This window comes from Alkalicoccus luteus (assembly GCF_012034335.1).
GTDB lineage: Bacteria > Bacillota > Bacilli > Bacillales > Salisediminibacteriaceae > Alkalicoccus > Alkalicoccus luteus_A.
Genome location: NZ_JAATHJ010000023.1, coordinates 1 through 23,573, shown reverse-complemented (window position 1 = coordinate 23,573; position 23,573 = coordinate 1). Strand labels below are relative to the sequence as shown.

Genomic DNA, 23,573 nt, shown 5'->3' with positions numbered 1-23,573 from the left:
TGGACTTAACAAGGGGGGCGAAAGGAATCATCGAAGCCTAGCTTCTTTACAAACTGCCTCAGAACTCTGAACGAAAAGAACCGTGACCTGTTTTGACAGGCCACCCCCCTCCGCAAAATCGTGCGGTAGGGACCAGACTATATATAACGGATGTTTTTTATGTGAATGGACGATTAGATTCTTCCATATCCAGCGAACTCCTGGACAGGGATTCATTTTCGGAAGCTCTTCAGTTAAAAGCAACTTTACTTGCCGCAAAAGCTTCACAACGTTGAGTAAAGAGAACGTCACGACGACTGATAGTGACTTTACGGCGGTCAAAAGCGATTTGCGCAACTTAACAGAACGTTATAACGAACAAAACAACTTAAGCCTCGTTGAAACTAACTTTACACGACGTATATCGAACACTCTGCCAGAACCGCCGCTTGATAAAAATCAAATTGGTATCTCCAACGCGTCCTTTTCCCCGATTTCCGGCAAAAAAGCGTGTCTGCGAGCGAAACCGCACCATTCGTATAAATAAATGCCGATCATTAATTCACGCAAGCGACGGTTCGCGATTGCAGACCGTTACTGCTTCCATTAGTCAACAATCTAAATCCCCTCCGTACGTTATTACGGAGGGGATTTCCAGCCTGATAGTTTTCGTCATTTTTTATACAGCAAAATACCTTCCCTGCGGATGGGCAAACACCATTGCAGTGACGCTTGCTTCCGGCTCCATCATAAAACCGTCTGTCAGTTCCATCCCGATTTTGGACGGCTGAATCAGGCTGAACAGCTTTTCCTGGTCTTCCAGGTTCGGACAGGCCGGATACCCGAACGAGACGCGGACGCCCTGGTACTTAGCAGAAAAACGCTCTTGCATCGTAAAGTCCGGTGAATCCGGGAAGCCCCACTTGTCACGCATCATTTGATGGACACGCTCGGCGAAGCCTTCTGCCAGTTCAAGTGCCGCTGCCTGAATCAGATGGCTGTCCATGTACTCACCGGCTTCCTTTGCCTCTTCAGCAAGACTGCGCACGCCTTTCCCTGCGGTGACGGCCAGAAAACCAACGTGATCCATGACGCCGCTTTCCCTGCTGCGGAGAAAATCGGCGAGGCAGAGGTACGGCGCTTTATCCTGACGCGGAAACGTAAACGTCTCCAGCACCCGCTGGTGATCTGCCGGATCGTAAATGTATACACTGTCTCCGTCCGACTGGGCCGGGAAAAACTGATACATGCCGTCAGCACGGAGCTGTTTTTCTGCTGCTGCCTTCTGTAAAAATCCATCCACGCGTGCTTTCAGGTCTTCTGTTTTCTCATCTCCACGCTCCAACTTCCGCTTCACATTTCCCTGCAGTCCAAGGTGTGATCCGAGCAGCGTCTGCATGTTTACGTACGGGTACAGGTGCTTCAGGCTGTAATCACGCAGAATGTGCGGCTTATAGTCTTCCGGCACAAACAGCTGCGCCTCACGGTCCACATCCGAAACAGGCTTTTCCGCAACGGCTGTCGCTGCCTGTTTCTTTTCGGCATCAGCAGCAACACGCTCTCTCGCCTGCGCCTGCTTTTCTTCCGTGAGCGACCGCAGTGCTTCACGATCCTCCGGTTTCACGAGCTTATTGGCAATATCGAGCCCGTTCATGGCGTCTTTGGCGTAAAGCACCATCCCATTATACTGCTGCGCGATTTTAGTATCCGTAAATCGTCTCGTAAGCGCCGCTCCGCCGACAAGAATCGGAAGATCGATGCCATGCTCCCGCAGATCATTTGCTGTAATGACCATCTGCTGGGTTGATTTTACGAGCAGGCCGGAGAGGCCGATGACGTCAGGCTGTTCCTTTTCCACTGCCTGAATCAGCTCGTTCGGTGTCACTTTAATACCGAGATTTACAATCGAGAATCCGTTGTTTTTCAGAATGATTTCGACAAGGTTTTTCCCGATATCGTGCACGTCACCTTTTACTGTCGCCAGAATGACTTTACCTTTACCGCGGTCATCCTTCTTTTCCTCCATGTGCGGTTCGAGGTGAGCGACAGCTGCTTTCATCGCTTCTGCGCTCTGAAGTACTTCTGCTACGATCAGCTCATTATCATTAAACAGCTTTCCGACCCTGTCCATACCGGACATGAGCGGCCCGTTGATGATGCTGAGCGGTTCATCATACTCCTCAAGAGCCGTATCCAGATCCTGATAGAGCCCTTCCTTCGTACCTTCTACGATATAGTTAGCCAGCCGTTCGTCGAGCGTCATCGTTTCAGCTGCCTGCTCTGCCTTCGGCTTCTTTTTCCGGTAAAAGGCGGTGAAGGTCGCCAGCGTCTCGTCGTTCGTATCGAACAGGAGTTCATCGGCCAGCCGCTTTTCCTCGTCCGAAACCGATCCGTAGCGCTCAAGCTTTTCCGTGTTCACGATGGCATAGTCGAGCCCGGCCCTTGTGCAATGGTACGTAAACGCTGCGTTCAGCACCTCGCGTCCGAGCGGCGGAAGCCCGAAAGACACGTTACTCACGCCGAGAATCGTCAGACAGCGCGGCAGCTCCTCTTTAATCATACGAATCCCCTGCACTGTCGCTTCCGCTGAACCCAAATACTGCTCATCTCCGGTGCCGACCGGGAATACGAGCGGATCAAAGATAATATCCTCGGCAGGGATCCCGTATTTAGTTGTTAGAAGATCGTGCGAGCGTTTCGCAATATCGAGCTTCCGCTGAGCGGTTACGCCCATTCCTTCTTCATCGATCGTACCGACGACGACAGCTGCGCCGAATCGTCTCACCAGCGGAGCAACGGCCTCGAACCGCTCTTCGCCATCCTCAAGGTTGATAGAGTTAATGATCGCCTTCCCCTGCGAATACGTCAGTGCCTTCTCGATCACGTGCTCATCAGTCGAGTCGATCATGAGCGGCACTTTCACTTTATTGATGACCTGGCTGAGGAACTTCTCCATGTCTTCCATTTCGTCACGGTCCGGGTCAGCCAGACAGACGTCTACCACGTGTGCACCCTTCTTCACCTGCGCACGTGCAATTTCAGAGGCTTCTTCAAACTTTTCTTCTGCGATGAGCCGCTTAAATTTTTTCGACCCGATTACGTTCGTTCGTTCGCCGACAAGCAGCGGACGCATCGATTCGTCATAAACGAGCGGTTCGATCCCAGATACTACATGCCCGTGCCGCTCCGGAATCTCTCGCGGTTTGTAAGCTTTCAATGTTTCATCCATCACGCGGATGTGCTCTGGCGTCGTACCGCAGCAGCCGCCGACCACATTCAGCCAACCTTTCTCGGCAAAGCCCGCCAGTTTCTTGGCAAGCATGTCAGGCGATTCATGGTAATGACCTTCTTCATCCGGAAGCCCTGCGTTCGGATAGCAGTGTACAAAAGTGGTCGACAAATCCGAGAGCGAACGCAGGTGGTCCTGCATGAATTCCGGACCGGTTGCACAGTTAAGGCCGACGACGGTCGGATTCATATGCTCAAGCGAGATATAAAATGCTTCGATACTTTGTCCAGCGAGCGTTGTTCCCATCGGTTCGATCGTGCCGGAGACAATCAGCGGCCACGTTCTGCCGTACTCCTCTTGTACGCGTTCAATGGCAACGTAGGCTGCTTTTACGTTCCTCATATCCTGACTCGTTTCCAGCAGAAGCAAATCTGAACCGCCGTCCACCAGGCCGCGTACCTGCTCTTCGTATGTGTCAGCAAGCTCCTCAAACGTCGTGCCGCCGGTAACTGACAGTGATTTTGTCGTCGGCCCCATTGCTCCGGCAACGAATCGCGGCTTTTCTGGTGTTGAGAACGCCTCGGCCTCCTGCTTCGCAAGCTTTGCTGCCGCCACGTTCAGTTCATACGCTTTATGCTGTAAATCATAGTCGGCAAGCACAATCGATGTAGCACCAAACGTGTTCGTTTCGATGATATCCGAGCCTGCCTCAAGATAAGCACGGTAAATCCCACGGATCACGTCCGGAGATACTTCATTTAAATATTCATTGCAGCCCTCATACTCTTCGCCGCCGAAATCATCGGCGTGCAGATCTGCTTCCTGGAGCATCGTTCCCATCGCCCCGTCTAAAAGCAGAATCCGCTCGCGCAGCTGCTGTTCAAATGCTGTGGTCATGCTTGTCATCCTCTCCCTGTTGCCCGTCCGCTGATGACGGCTGTTTTTTCCTGTTCCCGAATGTAGGCCGTCAATGTTTCCGTAATCGAGTACCGCAGGAACGGCGTAATCAAATATACCGTGCGGAAATGCTTCAAGGCGGTATCGATCAGTTCTTTCGCCATTAGAATCCCTTCCCGCTCTCCGGCTTCCCTGTCGCCGTCCGTCCGCTTCATCCGATCGCGCACTTCATCTGTCAGCTTGATACCAGGAACTTCATGGTGCAAAAATTCCGCATTCCGGCTGCTGACAAGCGGCATGATCCCGATATATACCGGCACATCGAGACCCTTTACAGCTTCCGCCGCTTCCTCAATCCGTTCGCTGCTGTAAACAGGTTGACTCATGAAGAAATCAGCTCCGGCCTCGACCTTCTTCTCAAGCCGCTGTACTTCACGGTCGAGCCGTCTTGCGTTTGCATTAAACGCTGCCCCGACCGTAAAGTCCGTTTTCGCTCCAAGGTCCTTGCCGGAAAACGACGTCCCTTCGTTCAGCTGTTTGATTAAACGAATTAAATCCATGGAAGACATGTCATAAACGGAGGTCGCTCCGGGGAAATCACCGACTTTTGCCGGATCGCCTGTGATCGCGAGAATATCGCGAATACCAAGCTCATGCATCCCAAGCAAGTGCGACTGCAGACCGATGATGTTCCGGTCCCGGCAGGCGATGTGCAGAAGCGGCCGCGATCCTTCTGCTTTAATCCGTGCGCCGAGAGCCAGATTATCAATACGGGACGACGCCAGCGAGTTATCGGCTAACGTGACTGCATCAACTCCCGCTCCGGTAAGCTTTCGTGCGCCTTCCATAAATGTCGGAACGCCGGAGAGCGCCTTCGGTGGATCGAGCTCAACAATCACAGACGTCTGACCGCTCGGAGCTGTCAGCTTTGTGATCCGCTCGCCTTCCAGTTCCGGAGCAGCGGCAGCCCTTTTTCTGCTCGGTTCGGCTTTTTTAACCGGCTTTAAATCGTTCTCCTCAACCGCTCTGCGAATTTCACGAATATGCTCCGGTGTCGTTCCGCAGCAGCCTCCGATTAATACAGCTCCTTCTGCGGCAAGAGATGTCGTCATATCACCGAAATAGGAAGGATTGGACTGATAGGAAAAACGCCCGTCGCGGACGTTCGGCAGACTTGCATTCGGATAAACGCTTAACGCAGCTTTTGATAGTGTAGCTGTTTCTTCAAGCGACTGCAGCATATGATACGGACCCATGCGGCAGTTAATTCCGCACACATCTGCTCCAAGTGCCTCCAGCTCCTCAAGCGCCTGCTGCAGCGGCATGCCTGTATGCAGCACGCCGATATCGCCGAGTGTGGCCTGTGCGATGACCGGCCTGTCTGTTTTCGCCCGTATATAGGTAAGAATTTGCTTCAGCTCATCAAAGTCGTAAAACGTCTCCAGCAGAAATCCGTCTGCATCAGTATTGAGCAGTACATCCGTCTGCTCTTTTAAAACAGCCATTCTCTCACTTAGCGGCGTTTTTTCCTGATGCATCGTTGCCACACCGCCGATTGTTGCTGCAACGTACGCTCGTCCTGCTGATGCTTTCCGTGCAATGTTTACGGCAGCACGGTTCAGTTCCTCCACGCAGTCCGACAGCTGATAGCGGGCTAGCTTTGACGCATTCGCCGCATACGTATTGGTCTGAATCAGATCAGCCCCAGCTTCGATATAAAGGCGGTGTATTTCTTCTATCTGGTCCGGGTCCGATACGTTCAGCTCTTCAAAGCAGCCTTGGATTCCTTTTTGGTAAAGCAGGGTACCCATAGCCCCGTCTCCGATGACGAGGCTCTCGTGCAGCTTTTCTTTCAGGGTCATACCTGCTCCTCCTTTCTGGAAGCAGCAAAGGCATTCGCGAAGTCCTGCTTCAGATCATCTGTTTTTTCAAGCCCGACGGACAGGCGCAGAAGGCCGTCTGTAATGCCCCGTGCATGCCGTTCTTCATCCGACATAGCCGCGTGCGACATCGTTCGCGGATAAGAAAGAATCGATTCCACCGCTCCAAGACTGACCGCAAATACTGGTATTTCCACATGATCAACGAAGCGCCGGACGGCTTCTTTGTCCTTCAGTCGGAAGGAGAGCACGGCGCCTGCCCCGTCCGCTTGTTCTTTATTAACGGTATAGCCGGGATGCGTTGTCAGACCCGGGTAATACACATGTTCTACCTCCGGTTGCTCTAAAAACCAGGCTGCGAGCTCATGAGCCGATTGTTCCGAAACACTCATTCTTGCGTGCAGCGTTTTGAGTCCGCGCATGACGAGCCAGCAGTCCTGCGGTCCGAGAATGGCCCCGAAGCTGTTTTGCAGAAACTGCAGTTCTGACGCAAGCTCCTCGTCTTTAACAACAGCGAGACCGGCTACAACATCACTGTGACCACCAATAAATTTGGTCGCACTGTGGATAACGATATCCACTCCCAGGTCAAGCGGCCGCTGCAGCACCGGCGTCATGAACGTGTTATCAAGCGCCGTCAAAATGCCATTTTCTTTCGCAAAGTCCGTAATTTCCCGAACCGGCGTGATATTCATCGTCGGATTCGACGGCGTTTCCATAAAGATCATTTTTGTATTCGGTTTAACCGCTGCTTTTACCGCTTCAGGGTCCGTCATATCAACGAACGTATGCTCAATCCCTTGGCGGTGAAGCACTTTTGTCGTCAAGCGGAAAGTTCCACCATAAACGTCGTCGGTTATAACGAGGTGGTCGCCGGTGGAAAGCAGCATAAACGTTGTCGAAATGGCTGCCATTCCTGAAGCAAAGGCAAATCCGTGCGTTCCGTTTTCAAGGCCCGCAATTGTCTCTTCCAGCGCACGTCGCGTCGGATTGCCGGATCGTGCATAGTCGTAGTCGCCAAACTGTTCGATATCTGGCTGGTGAAACGTGGATGCATGCTGGACAGGAACGCTCACGGCACCTGTTGCCGGATCCGTTTTATGCGGGGAGTGCAAAAGAGAAGTCTGCTTGGAATAGTTTGTCATCAGTTATATCTTCCTTTCCAGGGTTGCATGTTGGAATGCTTTTTTCAAGTCATTTGTGAGGTCTTCCGCGGATTCGATGCCGACCGAAAACCGAAGCAGTTTGTTATCGACGCCGAGTCTCAGACGGACTTCTTCAGGAACATCTGCATGCGTCTGTGTTGCCGGATACGTCATCAGACTTTCCACTCCGCCCAGACTCTCCGCGAAGGAGATGACCGACAGATTCTGCAGGATGGGATTGACCATCGTTTCATCCTCAACACGGAACGACAGCATTCCTCCCCTTCCCGGATAAATCACGTCCGTTACGAGTGCTTCCTGCTCCAGAAAATCAGCAACGATCCGGGCGTTTTCTGTGTGCTTGTCCATTCGCAGCTTCAGCGTTTTCATGCCGCGGATGACGAGCCATGAGTCCAGCGGCGAAAGAACGGCCCCGATGCTGTTATGATAGTAAAACAAGTCTTCACCGATCTTCTCATCTGCCGCGACAACCAGGCCGGCGATAACATCATTATGACCTGACAAATATTTGGAGGCACTGTGGATGACAATGTCTGCACCTTCCTCGATCGGCCGCTGAATCACCGGTGTGTAAAACGTATTGTCGACAATCAGTAGAAGATTGTGCCGCTTGGCTAAATCGGCGTAAACGGACAAATCAGCTTCCTGCATGAGCGGGTTTGTGGGAGTTTCAATAAAAAGTGCCTTCGTCCGCTCGTTAATTTTTGCCTCGAATGAGTCCGGCTGATCCGGCTCCGCGTAATGAAACGTAATTCCCCATTTCGTCCAGCCGTTTTCAAACAGGCGGTACGTGCCGCCGTATAAGTCGCTCGTCGCGATGATCTCGTCGCCCTGTTCAAACAGGGACAGCACAACGTGTACCGCTGCCATTCCCGAAGCACAGGCAAGACCTCTCGCGCCTCCTTCAAGCTCGGCGATGGACTGCTCCAGCACCGCCCTGGTCGGATTCCCTGTACGTGAATAGTCGAAGCCGGTCGACTGACCAATGCCTTCGTGCCGGTAGGCAGTAGAGAAATAAACAGGAGCATTGACGGCTCCGGTTGTATGATCGCTTCGGTTTCCTGCCTGCACAAGCTTTGTTTCCAATGAAAAATTCCTGTCTGTCATGGCTGCGCCCTCTCCTTCTTCATTTATAGACTGACGAGTCTGTTAACAAGTCTGCAAATATAAAAAAACTTCTTTACCGGCTGCGATAAAGAAGAAAGTGTCGTGATTTTTCTTCTTATCTTGCAGTCCTTGTTTCGGAAACTGCAGGATTTAGCACCTTGCCAAAGGCTGGTTGCTGAGATATCAACGGGCCGGTCCCTCCATCTCTCTTGATAAGAACGTTCGTCAGAATATTTAGTTTAACGTGATAATTCCTCATTCTAAGGGAAAATTGCAGCGAATGCAATGCCTAGTCTTATGGCAGCGCTGTCTTTTACAACGCGGTATGTGAATGAGAAGGAGCGGCATTTCTATTTCACAATGTGAGCTTCAGACGAATGCAGGTGCACGGCCTTCACTCTTGCTGTGCTGCAGCTGATGGATTTCTCTTTAACGGCAGACAGGAAACGCTTTGTTGTCGTGCATTGTATTCCCTGATATTCTTTTTCCTCCTATACAGGAGTAGCACCTTCATGAACAATCTATTCTGGTTATGAGCCTTTACGTGACTGTTAGTTATATGGCAGAAAATTATTTTTTAGATGACATCTGATCCAAATAGTCACCATTGTCACGTCTTCTTTCATGACAATAATAGCAACTTAAAAAAGTTTTCAGATTATTGGTTTACCTTTTGTATAAACGGGCTATACACTCTATACATTGGTTGGACAATATCTTTACATACATTGTATAGAAGTTATTCAACCAATACAAAAATGATTAAGGAGATGATGAGGTTGAGAAAGTTGAAGTGGCTTATGATTGTTTTCGTTGCTATGCTTATGTTTGGAAGCGCAGCAGCTCCTGTATTTGCGGACGGTCACGGGGATGATGGCGACAATGCAATGGTGAGGGTATTCCATGCTTCTCCTGATGCTCCGGAAGTCGACGTGTATGTGAATGGTGATGCAGCAGTTGAAGGAGCGGCATTCCAGGATATCACCGACTACCTCGAGCTTCCAGCAGGCGACCATGATGTAGCGATTTTCCCAGCCGGTGAAGGCGGCGAAGGAGATCCTGTCATTGAAGAGACGCTTACAGTGGAAGGCGGCATGTACTACACAGTAGCTGCTGTTGACACGCTTGAAAACCTCCGTCTTGAAGCTTTTGCTGATGATAACACGGTAACTGAAGGTATGACGAAGATCCGTGTCGGTCACCTTTCACCAGGAGCACCAGCCGTTGATGTCGGTCTTGTCGGTGGAGACTCTCTGTTTGAAGGCGCTGAGTTCTTCGCAGTAACTGATTACCTTGAGCTTGATCCAGGCACGTATGACCTTGAAATCCGTGCCGCTGGTACAGAAGATGCTGTTCTGGACCTTTCCGGTACAACGCTTGAAGCAGACATGGTGTACTCTGCATATGCAGTAGGTGCAGATGCTGATGAGCTGGACGTTGTTCTCGTCGCTGACGAAGCCCACGCTGCTCCATCTGATATGCCGCAAACTGGTATGGGCGGAGCTTCCCAGTCTTCTACCTTGATGCCGATTGCACTGACTATTGCAGCAGGGGCTCTCGCTGCAGCAGTATTCTTCCGCAGACGTTTTGCTCCACAAGCATAATCTTTACTGGGTAAGTCTTCTTGTCTTCCTCGGAGCCTGTTCCGGTTCCGGGGAGGACAATTTCTCTTCCCCGGAAACTTCGTTGTCCCCTGAGAGCCCAATGGAGCCGGCTGTATCAGAAGAGGTTGAGACTGATCCCGGTGACGCGGATGCAGGGTCTGCGCCAGCTTCGGAAACCGCATCCAGCAGCGAATTGAATGAGCCGGAAGAACAAGCAGTTTCCGAAGAAGAGAACGATTTCGAAGAAAATCAAGTCGAAGAAACGGTAGAAGAAGTTCAAGAGGCAGAACCGATTCAACCGGTACTTGGAGGTACTTCTTCGGGAATGGAACCAGTGCGAATTGAAATTCCGGCGATTGACGTGGATGCTGTCGTCGATGGATACGGATTGAATGAAGAAGGTCAAATGGCTGTTCCGGATGAGGGTGAAACAGTTGCCTGGTTTAACAGAGGTGCCAAACCAGGAGCGCAAGGTAATTCGGTTCTGGCAGGCCACGTTGATGACTATGAAGGTCCGGCCGTATTTTATGACCTGAAAGAGTTAGAGCCAGGTGACAGCATTCATTTGTATGACGAAGACGGTGAACAGATGACCTTTATCGTACAGTCAATGGAGAGTTATCCGTATGACGATGCACCAGTTGACCAGGTTTTTGGCGGCACGGCGTCGCGCAATTTAAACTTAATTACGTGCACCGGAGAATTTGACCGCAATGTTGGCACCCACCGTGAACGACTTGTCGTGTATACAGAGCTTGAGCAATAAATATTTTCTGCCGTTCGTATCGACGAACGGCAGAACGCCTTCTTATCCCAAGCTTCAGCTCACAGGCATTCTGGTTTTACGCCTGTGACTGCAGAATAAAGCGAGCCGATGATGATCGGCTCGCTTTTCAGAGGGAACGGGCTCGGCTTTCCCTTCTTCCCTTCGCCGGATCTTCGCCTCGTTCTGATCCGAGCTCCTTCGATGCCGGCAGCTGCAGTGCGTTTCACGTGCCTGGTTCGGACTGCACGATCGGCTTCCATACAGGATAGAACCTTCCCGATGAGACGTTTCGATGTTGAACAGGGGTGTCCGTACTTCCTACAATTCCGTATAAAAGGTAAAAAAGCAGTCGCGTTTGCCTGTCGTGACATTATTCTCCACGAATCAGAGCCATTTTCCCGGTGTGTCCGGCGGAGGCGCAACAAGCAGTCTGAAGATTTCGTACCGTTCAGATCTGTGAACGGCATCCACGCACGAGCGGAGCCGGACTGGCTTTTGAAGGCTTCTTGTGAGAAGCCTGAGTCCGAGTGAAGCCTCATCGCCGTTCGAACTTGAACGGCATGAAAAGCGCGAGCGGAGCCGGACTGGGTCTTGAAGGCTTCTTGTGAGAAGCCTGAGTCCGAGTGAAGCCGCGCCATCCTCCCGTGCCTATCTTCCCTTCATAACAGGGATCAAACAGCTGAAGGCCAGCCCGCGGCGGGCTAAGTAAGCAGAGGGGAAATACAATCAAGCGAATAAACATGTAAGTGGAAAGACTTTTTCGTTGATGTTAACTGCTCGACGCCTTAAAGAATTGACGAGGCGCGGGAAGTGCACGTCGCCGGGAAGGCACTGGCCCTACTCTGTTTTCTTCGTTTTATTCCGATTCGTTTCTTTTTCGATCCGGCCGCCAGCGGCTTAAAATAAGCAGAGCTAGGACGGCACCCGCTGCACTGCTTACAAAGAATGCTGGTACAAAAGCAAAGATAGCTGCTGAATCTCCTAAAAAGAAAATGACGATTGGTACAGCCAACAGCGCTCCGAAAATGGATGTTCCGATTACTTCTCCAGCAGCTGCCGCCCACGTTTTACGTGACCATCGGTATGCCAATCCTGCCAGCAGCGCTCCTGCCATCCCTCCGGGAAAGGCCAGAATCGTTCCCAGTCCGAGCAGGTTTCGAAGCAGCCCGATTAAAAATGCAATCAGCACCGCAGGCCCGGGCCCTAATAGGACGGCAGCAATGATGTTTACCGCGTGCTGGACAGGATACGCTCGGGCAACACCAGCTGGAAACCAGATAAATGCTGCACCGACAATTCCAATAGCTGTAAGCATTGCTGTTAAGGTGATCAGTCTTGTATTTTGCATGAAGTTCCCCCTCCCCTCCAAAAGTATAGCAGGTATCCTTTTTCGGCAAACGTATTTAGCATCTTTTCTTACCGCAGACAGCAAAGAGTGCTGCCCCTGTAGTAGAGACAGCACCTGAGTGGTCGATGCTTTCCGTTTCTTTATTTATTAAGCGATAAACCGCTCGCATACGTCAGCACATTTTTTACACATGTCTGCGCAGTGCTGGCAGTGATCGTGATCATGCTGGCCGCATTCATCAGCACAAGCCTTGCAAACGACCACACATGTTTTTAAATATTCATCAAGAAACGGAGAATCTCTGGAAACAGCCTGTTCGGTAAAGGAGCAGACATCCGCACATTCACGGTCGATTCGGATGCACGCTTCCATCATCTTAACGTCGTCTTCCTTTAAGCATTCATCAAAACATCTGTTGCAGGCTTCCATACAGTCATGCAATGCTTTCATCAGTTCATCTTTTTGAATCTCATTCATGAAGCATTCCTCCTCTTAATGGTTTCATTACTGCTTCTATTTCCTTTCCCTTCCCTTCTTTTTCCTAAACACGATTATTTTAAAAGGGATCTGGGAAAAGAGCTGTACACTACATTCTGAAGGAGTGACCTCCATGCCATGGAATATGCAGGATTACCCAAGCTCTCTGAAAAATTTAGATACTGCCGTCCGCAAAAAAGCAATTGATATCGCGAATACGATGCTCGAAGAAGGCTATAAGGAAGGGGAAGCAATCCCGATTGCGACCGAACAAGCTAAGGAATGGCAGAAAAATGCATCTGACAAGGAAATCGAGCAGCTTAAGCAAGCATCCCAAAAGGAAATCGAGTCCGCAGACGGTGATGATTCCGCGCGCCCTGAGTTAACGGATAAGGATGTTTACGTAAAACCCCACGAAAACGGCTGGGCGGTTCAATCAAAAAGTGCGAAACAGCCTTCAGACACCTTTTCGGAAAAACAGGAGGCCGTCTCCCGGGCCGAGGAGATTGCTCGGAATAAAGAAACGTCGGTTATCGTCCAGAAACAGGACGGCTCTACCCAAAAAACCTACAAGCCTTCTTGATAATACCTGCATTTCATAACAAAGAGCCTGCTGTGCACCTTCACAGCAGGCTTTTTTTTGAATTACGTTGATTACATACAGACAAAGGGATCGCCTCTGCCTAGCTCTGTTTATTCCAGAGATCGTCCCAATTCATTTCTGGTACGAGACCTTCGTCAGCTGCACGGGTAAGCAGCTGTTCGACTGCTTCCCGGCCGGTACTGCCAAGCGCGAATGAAAATTCGTTCACGTAGAGATCAATGTGCGATTTTGCGACTTCCTCGGACATTTCCTGCGCGTGCTCCATCACGTAAGGCATAACCTTCTCCGGATTCTCCCACGCTGCGGTGAGTGACGTTCGAATCCCGGCTGCCAACATGTCTGTGTCCGTTCCCTTTTTAGCAATAATCGCCCCGAGCGGAATAGGTGTGCCGGTATCCTGTTCCCACCAGTCTCCAAGATCCACCAGCTTTTTCAGGCCGAAGTTCTGATACGTAAATCGCGCTTCATGGATGACAAGACCTGCATCTACATCACCGCGCTCCACTGCCGGCATGATGTCTTCAAACGGCATCACCGTTACTGCTGCCTTAACACCTGAGAATTGCTGCTTCTGCCAGAGGCGGAAGAGCAGATAGGCAGTGGACTTGTCACTCGGCACGGCAATCGTTTTTTCGTGCCAGTCAGATGTATCTTCCTGCTTCATCAGCAAAAGCGGCCCGCAGCCTCGGCCGAGCGCGCCGCCGCATTGCAGCAGGTCATAGTCCGACGCCGCGTACGGGAGTGCGGCAAATGATATCTTCATGACAGATGGACCTTCTCCTTCAGCAGCCCATCCATTCGTTTGATCGATATCAGCGTATGTGACTTTAACATCATCGAACCCCGGTACAGATCCATTGACCAGGCTGTGAAAAATAAATGTGTCGTTAGGGCATGGTGAAAATGCAATTTTCATTCTACTCTCTCCTTCCATTGCTGCAGAACGAGCGAGAGCTGTTTAAGCGCTTGCTCGATATCCCATTTTTGTAAGCTTCTCGGCCCAGTTATATTTGAAACCGCACGAATTTCAACAAATGGAATCCCACAGATTAACGCGGCATGAGCAGCTCCTGCACCTTCCATCGCTTCTCCTCCGGCTTCAGGATACCTCACCATAAGTTCTGAGACTCGGGACTCTGTTCCAGCAGCAGTAGAAACTGTTAAGATAGGGAGATAGTGTGCTTGAAGCTCCGCAAATTGAGCGGCAGCCTCTGAAGAAAAAGCAGACGTTCCAAATCCTAATTCATCCGTACTTAAAAATCCAGCTTCTGATTCCGCTCCTAAATCCGCAAAAATACTGTGTGTGCCAACGATGACGTCACCGATTACGGCTCTTCCGGGAAATGCTCCGGCTATACCGGCATTGATGATCACGTCTGGTTTATGTGTCAGTGCAGCCTTCATGGTTCTCGCTGCTGATTCTGCCGGACCAAAGCCGCACAGCTCCACTGCAGCTTCTGATTCCGCAAACACTCGTCTTACTGCTTCACGCTCTTTTTCAACCGCTGTCACAATTAAAATCGACTTCATGAATATTAAGCTCCTTTTACAGTTCGACGAAATAATAGATTTTTCATTAGGATTCCTGTATAAGTGTATCAGGTACAGCGTATAATAGAAATGCTTGAAGCTTACTCCCGCCTGCCTCATGGTAAATATTTCATGTAAATTCAGCGGTTAGGGGCATGCTTTCAAGGGAATAGTTCTAAGGATAGTGTCTTTTCCGTTCTATTTTCCAGTCTGACACAGCTGACGTCCTTACTATAAGAAACTTTCTCTGTTGAGTGAAACATAACAGGATGGTTGGCGTTCTTATAATTGGGGAACGTCCGCTTACTGGGCAGAACAGAAGGTGCAAGTTATTTCAGGAGGTAGCAGGAATGGCCGAATTAATGTATCTCGGAGTCATTGCAGCAGTCATTTTTTACATTGGCATCAAGGAACGCCGAAAAATGGATCGGCAGCTGCAAAAGATTCCGACACGAATTCTTGTAAATGGAATTCGAGGAAAATCAACCGTCACCCGACTCTTAATGGGAATCGCGAAAGAAGATGGACAGCGAACTGCTGGTAAAACAACCGGCACCTCTCCCCGTTTGTTTTATTGGGATTCTGAAGAGGAAGAACCGATTATGCGAAGCCTGCAGGGTGCTAACATTTCTGAGCAGAAAATCATCAATGATCAAGTAGCTGACCGCAACGTTTCCACGTTTGTTGCAGAGTGTATGGCAGTAAACCCGGAGTATCAGAAGGTATTCGAAGACCGATTTGTTCGTCCGCACATTACGGTTATCACGAATATTGTGGAAGATCATCTTGATGTCATGGGTCCTACCCTCGATCAGATTGCTGAAGCCTTTTCCCGTACGATTCCGAAAAACGGATATGTCGTCATGCCGGAAACAGACTATAATGATTTTTTTGAGGATATCGCAGAAAACCGCGGCTCTGAAGTGGTCTACTATTCTACGAAGGGCATTGATGAGTCGTACTTGAAGAAATTCCCTTACATGATGTTTGCGGAAAATGCGGCGATTGGGTTAGCCGTTGCCGGCATTCTTGGAATAGACCGTGACACAGCGATGCGGGGGATGCTGAATGCACCGGTAGATCCGGGTGCGATGAAAATTCATTCCTTCGGTACAGCATCTGAACCGAGCTATTTCTTTAATGGTTTCGCTGCAAATGATGCTACTTCCACGCGGAATATCTGGAATAAAATTCTTGCCTCTGGCTACCGTCACAGGCACAAGGCAGTTATCATGAATTGCCGGGATGACCGTGTTGACAGAACGATTCAGTTTGCTGAAGAAGTGCTTCCCGAGCTGAAAATGGACACATTGATCGTAGCTGGTAAAGCCGTCCAGCCCATTGTCCGCGCTTATGAGGAAGGCAGCATCCAGGTGAATAAGCTGATTAACCTGGAAAAAGCAGACACAGAGGAAGTTATTGATGAACTGAAAAAGCTCCCGGATGAGACGCTGCTCTATGGGATTGGAAATATTCACGGCGGCGGCCAGGAAATTGCTGACGCCATGGAAGAACTCGGTGCCGAACGGAAAGATCCTGGCAAGCAGTCAGGTGCAGCTTACTTTCCGAAACGACGGGACCGCGTATTGGCCGAGCAGCATTAATCGGCAAGTCGTGGAAGGCTGTTCTTTTACGGGGCAGCCTTCTCGGCATGCATATTTCACTTATTTTAAAGGAGTTGGCTGAGCTTGTTTGGTACGGATTTATACATTGCGATTGTTGTCGGGGTTTTGCTATCCCTTCTTTATGCAGAGAAAACAGGAATTGTTCCTGCAGGACTTGTTGTACCGGGCTATCTGGCCCTCGTATTTGATCAGATTATGTACTTAGTGATTGTTGCCGCAATCAGTCTGCTTACATATTTAATCGTCACGCAGGTGATCGGACGCATGACAGTTTTATACGGCAGACGAAAGTTTGGTGCGATGCTGACGGTAGGGATTTTATTAAAAATGGCCGTTGACTTTTCTTATCCGCTTGTCGGGTTCGAGATATTTGAGCTCCGGGGCATAGGTGTTATCGTGCCGGGGCTGATAGCAAATTCGATTCAAAAGCAGGGCGTTCTGCCCACCTTCTCGTCCACCTTTGTCATAGCCTTTGCTACCTTTGTTATTATCACAGTGTTTCATTTATTTTAAAGCAGGTGAGAATAGTTTATGGAAAGAAAGTTTACCTTTCAGGAGCGCATGAAGCTGCTCCAAATCAAACATAAAAAAACGGCCCTGCGTGATTCCCTCATTGCCATGGCTGTCATCTCTGTCCCCCTATTTGGGTACAGCTGGTTCATTCCTGCTGAGGAAGCAGAGGATACGAGACCGGATAATGTTGATTACCGCATATCCATGGTCGGAGACATGATGATGGGCCGGCACGTGCTGGAGGCCGCAAACCAGGCAAATGAACCAATTGATCGCGTATTTGACTACGTGACACCGTTCTTTCACGAATCTGACTACACAACGGGAAATTTTGAGAATCCGGTGATGGACCCCGATGATCCGGAAATTGCCCCGCAAATAGAAGACGCCGAGCTTCACAATAAGGATATTCATTTCTTTGCGGAGCCGGACTCCGTTGATGCCTTGATCGATGCCGGCTTTGATTCTGTGAACTTGGCGAACAACCATATGCTCGACTACGGTGACTTATCATTAAATCAAACGCTTGACCACATGCGCGATGCAGATATTGAGTTGGTCGGCATTGGGGATGCTTTGAACATTGATGAAGAGGATACAGGGGATCTCGATGCTTCACGCATTGAAACATTTGAAAATGAAGACGGCGTCCGCTTTGGCATTATCGGTTTCACCGACGTTTTCGTACAAGGCTTCAGCGCCTCTGATTACGTCGGCGGGGTCTTTACATCCGAATATGTCGGACTGACCATCCTGCGGGAACAGCTGCAGGAGGCAAAACTTCCTGAAGAAGACGGCGGTCTGGGTATTGATGTGATGATGGTGCACGTGCACTGGGGCGATGAGTATCAGGTAGGCTACAACGAGACCCAGGAAGCGCTGGCCCAGTTTATGAACAACTACGGCGCCGATATTATCATCGGTCACCACAGCCACGTGCTGGAGCCGTTAACAGTTGTTGAAAATAACGATGGCCACCGCACGTTTGTCATGAACAGCCTTGGAAATTTCGTATTTGACCAGGGCTGGTCCCGTACGAAAGAATCGGTTATTGCCCAGCTCGACTTTCTGGATGACGGCTCAACGGAAATGTCCTTTGTGCCGATCCGGATTGGAGACACGAAACCTTATGAAACTGCTGGCCCGCTAAAGAGCTATCACGATTTCCGCATTTACCGTACGCTGCGTAAAGAACTTAATTCCGACTGGTGGACAGTCGAGGATGGCCGCCTCAAGGTGGATCTGGACGCTGCAGGAGTGCTTGAAGGAGTTGGACCATCATGAATTACAAACCATATCTCCGCTGGACCTATGCAGCAGCGTCCGTCATTTTTGTAGGACTCGTCGCATGGAACCTTTATTTTGCGGACGAATTCGATCCGTTCCGCGAACCATACTCAGGTGCCTTTCAGGATCGGCAGACAGACTCTGTTGAGGTATCCGGAAGCAATGAGACTGAAGAGCCGAACAATGAACAGAACACTTCGAATACAAATCATTCAGAAGAAACGCAGCCGTCAATCGGCGTGTACGGCGTCAGCTCCGTACATCCTCTCGCTGCAGATGTTGGTATGGAAGTTATGGAAAACGGCGGGAATGCAGTTGATGCCGCCGTTGCGATCTCCTTCATGCTGAACGTCGTCGAGCCATACGGCTCCGGGATTGGCGGAGGCGGGCTTATGCTCGTCCACGATCCCGAAGAAGGCATTTTGAGCTACGATTACCGGGAGGCTGCCGCTGAAAGTATTGATGCTAGAGAAGGAGAAAATGCCAGTCCCCGTGGGGTCGCTGTTCCCGGCCTAGTGAGAGGCATGGAAATGATCTATGAAAATCACGCTGAACTTCCGTGGGATCAATTGCTTGACCCAGCTATTGATACAGCTCGAGAAGGCTTTGATGTCGGAAACGTACTTCATCAAACAATCGGAAATGCTTCACGACGCTTGAACACACTTGATGATAGGGAGCGGGAGAATTTCTTTCCAGGTGGTCAGCCTATTGAAGTAAATGATACGCTTGTGCAAAACGATCTAGCAGACACGCTGGAAATCATCAAAAATGAAGGCGCCGCTGGTTTCTATGAAGGTGACATTGGTCAAGCGATTATTGATGAACTAAGAAGACATGGCCAAGCAACTTTTGAGGAAGATGATTTTAATAATTATGAAGCTCAAATGACAGAGCCTGTGTCTGCTGAAGTTGGCGGACAAACCGTGCACGGCGGTCCCTCTCCTTCTTCCGGTGCTGTTGTCGTCCAGGCATTGCAAATGGCTGAACGCATTGCTGAACAAAGCGATGTGTCGCTGGAAGAGTTAACAAACGAACCTGAACATGAAGCAGCATATACGCACATGATTAATGAAATCACGCGAATCACCTATGCAAGTCGTCTCGACGCGCTGGGAGACCCAGAGTTTGATGATATCGATCATGAACGTCTGACGGACGACGAGTATATCGATACACTTGTAGATAATTTTTCCGAAGAAGAGATTGGCGAAACAGATACGGACTTGTTTGATACACCGTCTGAAACAGCTGATGCTCGGCACACAACACATTTTGTTGTCGTTGATAACGATGGACGCATGGTGTCTGCTACGCATTCTCTCGGTGAGTTTTTCGGCTCCGGCTTCTACACCAATGGTTTCTTTTTAAACAACCAGGTAGATAACTTTAGTCCGGACCCCGAATCTATCAACCGTCATGAGCCTGGTAAACGTCCGCGTACATTTGTTGCGCCGATGATCTTTGAAGAGCAGGGACGTCCTGTTCTCGGCATGGGATCACCTGGCGGACGTCGTATTCCCGCTATGGTACTGCAGACGATTATGCGCTACCAGCACGGTCTAAACGACGACGGTGAATCGATGTCTCTGCAGGAGGCAATTCAACATCCTCGCTTCTATAATGAAGATAATGTCATTTATGTAGAGGATACCGATTTTGATCCTGAGGCAGCTGAAGAGCTGCGAAACATGAACTACTCGATTATCGAGCACACCTCCCCACTTTTCTACGGCGGCATTCAAGGCCTCGGCCTGACGCTTGATGAAGATGGAAATGTGTCCGGCATGTACGGCGGCGGTGACCCGCGCCGTAACGGTTCATGGCAGATCGAATCAGCTGAATAACTTGTTAAAAGAAGCACAGTCCGCAACGACGGACTGTGCTTTTAATTTATGCTTATGCGCGTGATTCTTCTGTTTTTCTCGGTTTAAGAAGAATGACGCCCACGGCAGCTGCAACAAGCCCCAGCAATCCATACAGCGGCATATTAGTCGCTGTAGCTGGCAGCTCATCTCCGTGTTCTTCCACGTCTACTGGTTCAACGCCTGCTTCCATTTCTGCTTCTGTCGCCGGTTCATCGCTCATCATTGCCCAGTAGGCAGGCTTCACGTTTTTGTCGACATCAAATACAAATGGAGCGTCTTTTCCGATGCCGTCATTAAACTCCTCCGCACGATCATCAAGCCACGTATGGTCATCTGCAATGCCCCAGAACGTCACGTTCGTGATCATCTCATCCAGCGACTCGTAAAGCGTGAAGAGCTGATGATACCGCTCCGCCTGAACCTCAAACGCCTCATCCGGAATATCAGCGTACGTATCAAACGCCGGGGTCGGCGGATAGCCGTAAAGACTGACGTCTAATTCCGTGATATGCGTCTCAAGCCCAAGGCCATCGAACAAGCGGATCGACTCTTCAATTTCCTCGAGGGTCGGCCAGTCGAGCTGAATATGAGACTGATGGCCAATACCATCAATTGGGACTCCTTCATCGAGAAGTTCCTCCACGAGCGCATATAAATCATCGCGCTTCGGATTGATTTCTGTATTGTAATCATTGATAAACAGCTTCGCATCTTCCCCACCGTATTCGCGGGCGGTATGGAATGCACGTTTAATGTATTCGTCTCCGGTGATTTGATACCACTCTGATTCGCGTAATCCGCCTTCATCATCGATGACTTCATTCACCACGTCCCAAGCATCTATGTCATCTTTGTATCGCTCCACTACGGTTCCCACGTGCGTTTCCAGCCTCTCCAGCAGCAATTCTTTATTTGCTTCCTGTTGATCCGGATCCTCTTCGTCTACCATTTCATTGCCTTCTTCATCAATAAAAAACCATTCTGGAACCTGGCTGTGCCATATAAGCGTGTGATATCTGAGTTCAAGATCATGTTCATTTGCAAAGGCCACAAGCTGATCCGCTTCATCCCAGTAGAATTCTCCCTCTTCCGGCTGAATATAGAGAGGCTTCATCACATTTTCTGCGACTACACTTCCATAATGATGCTTCAAAATCTCACCATGCTCGCCTTCAAGCTGATACAGTTCTACGGCAGCACCTATATCAAAGGACGCTTCAAACCTGTCCTGCATGGATTCCGCATCGAGTGCGTGAGGACTATGACTATCCGCCAGTGCGGCAGTTCCTAACGGGGCAGTAAGTGACATCGCTGCTATGGCTGCAACGGTACGTTTCAATTGTTTCAAACCATCCACTCCTTTGAATGTGTTGCGCTCATCCTGCATACAAGGTTCCCGTTTCACCAGCCTTCCCGGATTATGATAGCGCTGTCATAACAATGTAAGCATACCGTCATAAGTTAGTAAGTTCAATGAATTAACTAATATTTCAGAAAATAGACATGAACCTCCTAGTTTCTTACTATACTATTTTCCCACTATTGTAATGCTTCAGAGTAAATGAACCGCTCCTTCCGATACCTTCTTTTTTTATCCAAGGTAACCAGCATGTCACATGGGTGAGATCCATTCGGTATTAGGCTAGTGACAATTGAAACCAGGCTCTCAAACTTCTCCTGATAGCTGCGAATAACAGGGAGCCTTGACTCCCGGGATAGGAGAACGAGGCTAAAGCCGAGGCCGTTCTCTCCGGAAAGCAAGTGTCCGCAGATGCAAGGTTACTCGCCTAATACGACTTTATCAACATTCTGAAAAGCCCGTCAGTTACCTGACAGGCTTTTGCTGTTTATCTATGCTGTTTAAGCACTGCCTCTGCCGCGGCAATTCCAGAGAGTACTGCGCTTTCCACACGTGTTTTTCCGCTGGTATCATCCTCATGGAGGAATGCATCCCCTGCAAAATAAAGCGGCAGTGTTTCTGCCTGCATCCATGCTCCGGAATGTGTTTGCTCCGCTTCCGAGTAGCGCCAGCGTTTTACCTGTATCTCCTCTGTTGATACCGTGTTCCAGGCTGCGAGCGCGTTTTTGATCGCTCTGGCCGTCACTTCATCTGATTCTTCAAAGTAATGTTTGCTCCATTCCCCCGTCATATATACGGAAAGAATGGGTTCGGTCGAAATACCTTTCTGATCGGCGGCGATCATTTTTTCAATTCCGTCAGGCAGATCGCGATCCAGAATCCCGTTCGATCCGATTAGCAAATGCTGCTTTAATGGCTGCAGACCGACAATCGCAGGACGGAATGTTAATGCTTCAAGTTCCTCAACCGCTTCTTCCGTACCGGGAATTGCTGAACGGTGCAGCAGCTCTGCCGTCTGCGGCGGCGGAAACGTGACGATGGCTGCATCTGCCGGGAAAATACTGCCGGAATCCGCAGCAAGAACCACTCCCCCCGCATCGGCTTCCATGCGAACGATCCGTTCTTCCAAATGGAGATCAAAGGCGGAAGCCATTCGTTTGACCAGCATATTCATTCCTTCAGGTACCATGTAGCGTGGATGATCGTCTCCAAACCACTTCTTAATCAGCCCTTGTTCAAGCCAACGGTCTACTTCCTGTTGAAACGTTCGGGTCCGCACGGTGAAAAACTGAGCACCATGATCAGCCTTTCCTTGCCCGATACGTCTTGTTGCCATGCGGCCGCCGGCGCTTCTGCCTTTATCGATTAGTATCGGTTCATGACCAGCATCAGCAAGTGTTTTTGCTGCGAACACTCCCGCCAGTCCTGCTCCGGCTACTGCTATCTGCATACAACCATCACCCTTCATTGACAGTAATTCTTCGACTTGAAGCAGTCGACAGCCTTATTGTAGCATGCAGGACAAAAAAACCCCCGTCGTATGCTGTACATTGACCCATTTACGACTCCTGTTTAAATTAACATTAGAGCTCCGTTAAAGCATTCTGTAGAAGGAAATCTCCTGCATCGCGGCAGGCTTGCCGTGAACGAGCTCCTTTGCTTTCCCGCTGCGGAATCATCCCAGCCCGTTTCCGGCCAGGCGACCGCCGGTTTTCGTTTCGTTCATCCTCTCCAAAACAAGCGGGAGAGAATGATTCTTCCTTTTTCGATCAGGAAAAGCGACGACAGGGCAGATGTCTGCACAACAAGAACAAGTGACGATCATCCCGGCACATGAGGAGGTGCCAGCAAAAGAATGCCTCTGCAGAAAAAGGAGCCGCAGTCGCCGTCTCATTTTATCAGCACCAATCATTCACAGGGCTAAACAAAATTTAAAATTAATCGAATAAAGATGTTTTGAAACTTCCGGAAAGGGTAATAATAAGTAAATCCACTTTATAAGAGACTCAGCCTCGTCATTCCGTGTGAATAGATCGTGTACGAATTTTGTTTGTACTGCGATAATGGATAAGACGCTGAGTATTCTAAGTTGATACCACGGAATTACACTCTGCGGATCCGTTCCAACGATGAGAATCGACGGAAAAGCTTATGGTAAACCGGGAAGCAGGAAAGCAGAGACGGTTGAGTCCCTTATGAAGTGGAAAAGGGGCTGTCCCATAAGTCGATATTATCGACGGGACAGCCCCTTTTTTATGTGTAGAAAAAATTTATAGAAGGAAACAGAAAAAAATCGCCGAACCTGTGTGTAAGCGACAAAACCAACACCACCA

17 protein-coding genes and 1 riboswitch are annotated in these 23,573 nt (G+C 49.7%); of the genes, 7 read left to right on the top strand and 10 right to left on the bottom strand.

Annotated features, from left to right (window positions below; genetic code table 11):
• Window positions 1–658: 658 nt before the first annotated feature.
• The 4 genes from metH to HCN83_RS13040 are packed head-to-tail and all read right to left on the bottom strand — an operon-like array spanning window position 659 to window position 8,258.
• Entirely contained in the window at window positions 659–4,105 is a 3,447-nt protein-coding gene (gene metH / locus HCN83_RS13055; RefSeq protein WP_168008031.1) for a methionine synthase, read from the bottom strand.
• Window positions 4,106–4,110: 5 nt separating this feature from the next.
• Window positions 4,111–5,967 carry a bifunctional homocysteine S-methyltransferase/methylenetetrahydrofolate reductase gene (locus tag HCN83_RS13050; protein ID WP_168008029.1) on the bottom strand — a complete coding sequence of 619 codons (1,857 nt, stop codon included), beginning with the start codon at window positions 5,965–5,967 and terminating at the stop codon, window positions 4,111–4,113.
• Window positions 5,964–7,130, bottom strand: coding sequence for a cystathionine beta-lyase (gene metC, locus HCN83_RS13045; RefSeq protein ID WP_168008027.1), 1,167 nt, complete (start codon window positions 7,128–7,130; stop codon window positions 5,964–5,966). Before metC ends, HCN83_RS13050 begins: the two co-directional genes overlap by 4 nt.
• Before the next feature lie 3 nt (window positions 7,131–7,133).
• Window positions 7,134–8,258 carry a methionine biosynthesis PLP-dependent protein gene (locus HCN83_RS13040; protein WP_168008025.1) on the bottom strand — a complete coding sequence of 375 codons (1,125 nt, stop codon included), beginning with the start codon at window positions 8,256–8,258 and terminating at the stop codon, window positions 7,134–7,136.
• Between the two features lie 112 nt (window positions 8,259–8,370).
• Window positions 8,371–8,477: riboswitch (SAM riboswitch) on the bottom strand.
• A gap of 560 nt (window positions 8,478–9,037) precedes the next feature.
• Between HCN83_RS13040 and HCN83_RS13035 the strand changes: the two genes are divergently transcribed.
• Both HCN83_RS13035 and HCN83_RS13030 read left to right on the top strand, forming a co-directional pair.
• Window positions 9,038–9,862, top strand: coding sequence for a DUF4397 domain-containing protein (locus tag HCN83_RS13035; protein ID WP_246238236.1), 825 nt, complete (start codon window positions 9,038–9,040; stop codon window positions 9,860–9,862).
• Window positions 9,863–9,962: 100 nt separating this feature from the next.
• Window positions 9,963–10,628 (top strand): class F sortase, encoded by a 666-nt coding sequence (locus HCN83_RS13030; RefSeq protein ID WP_168008023.1) that lies wholly within the window; start codon window positions 9,963–9,965, stop codon window positions 10,626–10,628.
• An 856-nt stretch (window positions 10,629–11,484) separates the two neighbouring features.
• Here HCN83_RS13030 and thiW read toward each other — a convergent pair.
• Complete coding sequence (gene thiW, locus HCN83_RS13025) at window positions 11,485–11,976, bottom strand: energy coupling factor transporter S component ThiW (protein ID WP_168008021.1); 492 nt, start codon at window positions 11,974–11,976, stop codon at window positions 11,485–11,487.
• 147 nt (window positions 11,977–12,123) lie between these two features.
• Complete coding sequence (locus HCN83_RS13020) at window positions 12,124–12,453, bottom strand: four-helix bundle copper-binding protein (RefSeq protein WP_168008019.1); 330 nt, start codon at window positions 12,451–12,453, stop codon at window positions 12,124–12,126.
• 133 nt (window positions 12,454–12,586) lie between these two features.
• Between HCN83_RS13020 and HCN83_RS13015 the strand changes: the two genes are divergently transcribed.
• Window positions 12,587–13,036, top strand: a complete 450-nt coding sequence (locus tag HCN83_RS13015; protein ID WP_168008017.1) for a DUF2188 domain-containing protein — start codon at window positions 12,587–12,589, stop codon at window positions 13,034–13,036.
• A 100-nt stretch (window positions 13,037–13,136) separates the two neighbouring features.
• On the opposite strand, the gene HCN83_RS13010 is transcribed toward HCN83_RS13015, so the two are convergent.
• Window positions 13,137–13,973, bottom strand: coding sequence for a 1,4-dihydroxy-6-naphthoate synthase (locus HCN83_RS13010; protein ID WP_168008015.1), 837 nt, complete (start codon window positions 13,971–13,973; stop codon window positions 13,137–13,139).
• Window positions 13,970–14,587, bottom strand: a complete 618-nt coding sequence (gene mqnB, locus HCN83_RS13005; RefSeq protein ID WP_168008013.1) for a futalosine hydrolase — start codon at window positions 14,585–14,587, stop codon at window positions 13,970–13,972. Before mqnB ends, HCN83_RS13010 begins: the two co-directional genes overlap by 4 nt.
• Window positions 14,588–14,937: 350 nt before the next feature.
• On the opposite strand from mqnB, the gene pgsB reads away from it, so the two are divergent.
• From pgsB to HCN83_RS12985, 4 genes are all read left to right on the top strand, one after another.
• Window positions 14,938–16,191 carry a poly-gamma-glutamate synthase PgsB gene (gene pgsB / locus HCN83_RS13000; protein WP_246238235.1) on the top strand — a complete coding sequence of 418 codons (1,254 nt, stop codon included), beginning with the start codon at window positions 14,938–14,940 and terminating at the stop codon, window positions 16,189–16,191.
• 84 nt (window positions 16,192–16,275) lie between these two features.
• Window positions 16,276–16,725, top strand: a complete 450-nt coding sequence (gene pgsC / locus HCN83_RS12995) for a poly-gamma-glutamate biosynthesis protein PgsC (protein WP_168008011.1) — start codon at window positions 16,276–16,278, stop codon at window positions 16,723–16,725.
• Window positions 16,726–16,773: 48 nt separating this feature from the next.
• Window positions 16,774–18,009 carry a CapA family protein gene (locus HCN83_RS12990; RefSeq protein WP_168008009.1) on the top strand — a complete coding sequence of 412 codons (1,236 nt, stop codon included), beginning with the start codon at window positions 16,774–16,776 and terminating at the stop codon, window positions 18,007–18,009.
• Window positions 18,006–19,859 (top strand): gamma-glutamyltransferase family protein, encoded by a 1,854-nt coding sequence (locus tag HCN83_RS12985; protein WP_168008007.1) that lies wholly within the window; start codon window positions 18,006–18,008, stop codon window positions 19,857–19,859. Before HCN83_RS12990 ends, HCN83_RS12985 begins: the two co-directional genes overlap by 4 nt.
• 52 nt (window positions 19,860–19,911) lie before the next feature.
• On the opposite strand, the gene HCN83_RS12980 is transcribed toward HCN83_RS12985, so the two are convergent.
• Both HCN83_RS12980 and HCN83_RS12975 read right to left on the bottom strand, forming a co-directional pair.
• Complete coding sequence (locus tag HCN83_RS12980) at window positions 19,912–21,228, bottom strand: endo-1,4-beta-xylanase (protein ID WP_343033730.1); 1,317 nt, start codon at window positions 21,226–21,228, stop codon at window positions 19,912–19,914.
• A 499-nt stretch (window positions 21,229–21,727) separates the two neighbouring features.
• On the bottom strand, window positions 21,728–22,690 hold the full coding sequence (locus HCN83_RS12975) for an NAD(P)/FAD-dependent oxidoreductase (protein ID WP_168008005.1): 963 nt from the start codon (window positions 22,688–22,690) through the stop codon (window positions 21,728–21,730).
• Between the last annotated feature and the right edge of the window lie 883 nt (window positions 22,691–23,573).

Coding starts and splice junctions, on each gene's coding strand:
- pgsB (WP_246238235.1), top strand. CDS start 14,938: ATGGCCGAATTAATGTATCTCGGAGTCATTGCAGCAGTCATTTTTTAC.
- HCN83_RS13020 (WP_168008019.1), bottom strand. CDS start 12,453: ATGAATGAGATTCAAAAAGATGAACTGATGAAAGCATTGCATGACTGT.
- HCN83_RS12975 (WP_168008005.1), bottom strand. CDS start 22,690: ATGCAGATAGCAGTAGCCGGAGCAGGACTGGCGGGAGTGTTCGCAGCA.
- HCN83_RS13010 (WP_168008015.1), bottom strand. CDS start 13,973: ATGAAAATTGCATTTTCACCATGCCCTAACGACACATTTATTTTTCAC.
- HCN83_RS12985 (WP_168008007.1), top strand. CDS start 18,006: ATGAATTACAAACCATATCTCCGCTGGACCTATGCAGCAGCGTCCGTC.
- thiW (WP_168008021.1), bottom strand. CDS start 11,976: ATGCAAAATACAAGACTGATCACCTTAACAGCAATGCTTACAGCTATT.
- mqnB (WP_168008013.1), bottom strand. CDS start 14,587: ATGAAGTCGATTTTAATTGTGACAGCGGTTGAAAAAGAGCGTGAAGCA.
- metH (WP_168008031.1), bottom strand. CDS start 4,105: ATGACCACAGCATTTGAACAGCAGCTGCGCGAGCGGATTCTGCTTTTA.
- HCN83_RS12990 (WP_168008009.1), top strand. CDS start 16,774: ATGAAGCTGCTCCAAATCAAACATAAAAAAACGGCCCTGCGTGATTCC.
- metC (WP_168008027.1), bottom strand. CDS start 7,130: ATGACAAACTATTCCAAGCAGACTTCTCTTTTGCACTCCCCGCATAAA.
- HCN83_RS13040 (WP_168008025.1), bottom strand. CDS start 8,258: ATGACAGACAGGAATTTTTCATTGGAAACAAAGCTTGTGCAGGCAGGA.
- HCN83_RS13030 (WP_168008023.1), top strand. CDS start 9,963: ATGGAGCCGGCTGTATCAGAAGAGGTTGAGACTGATCCCGGTGACGCG.
- HCN83_RS13050 (WP_168008029.1), bottom strand. CDS start 5,967: ATGACCCTGAAAGAAAAGCTGCACGAGAGCCTCGTCATCGGAGACGGG.
- HCN83_RS13015 (WP_168008017.1), top strand. CDS start 12,587: ATGCCATGGAATATGCAGGATTACCCAAGCTCTCTGAAAAATTTAGAT.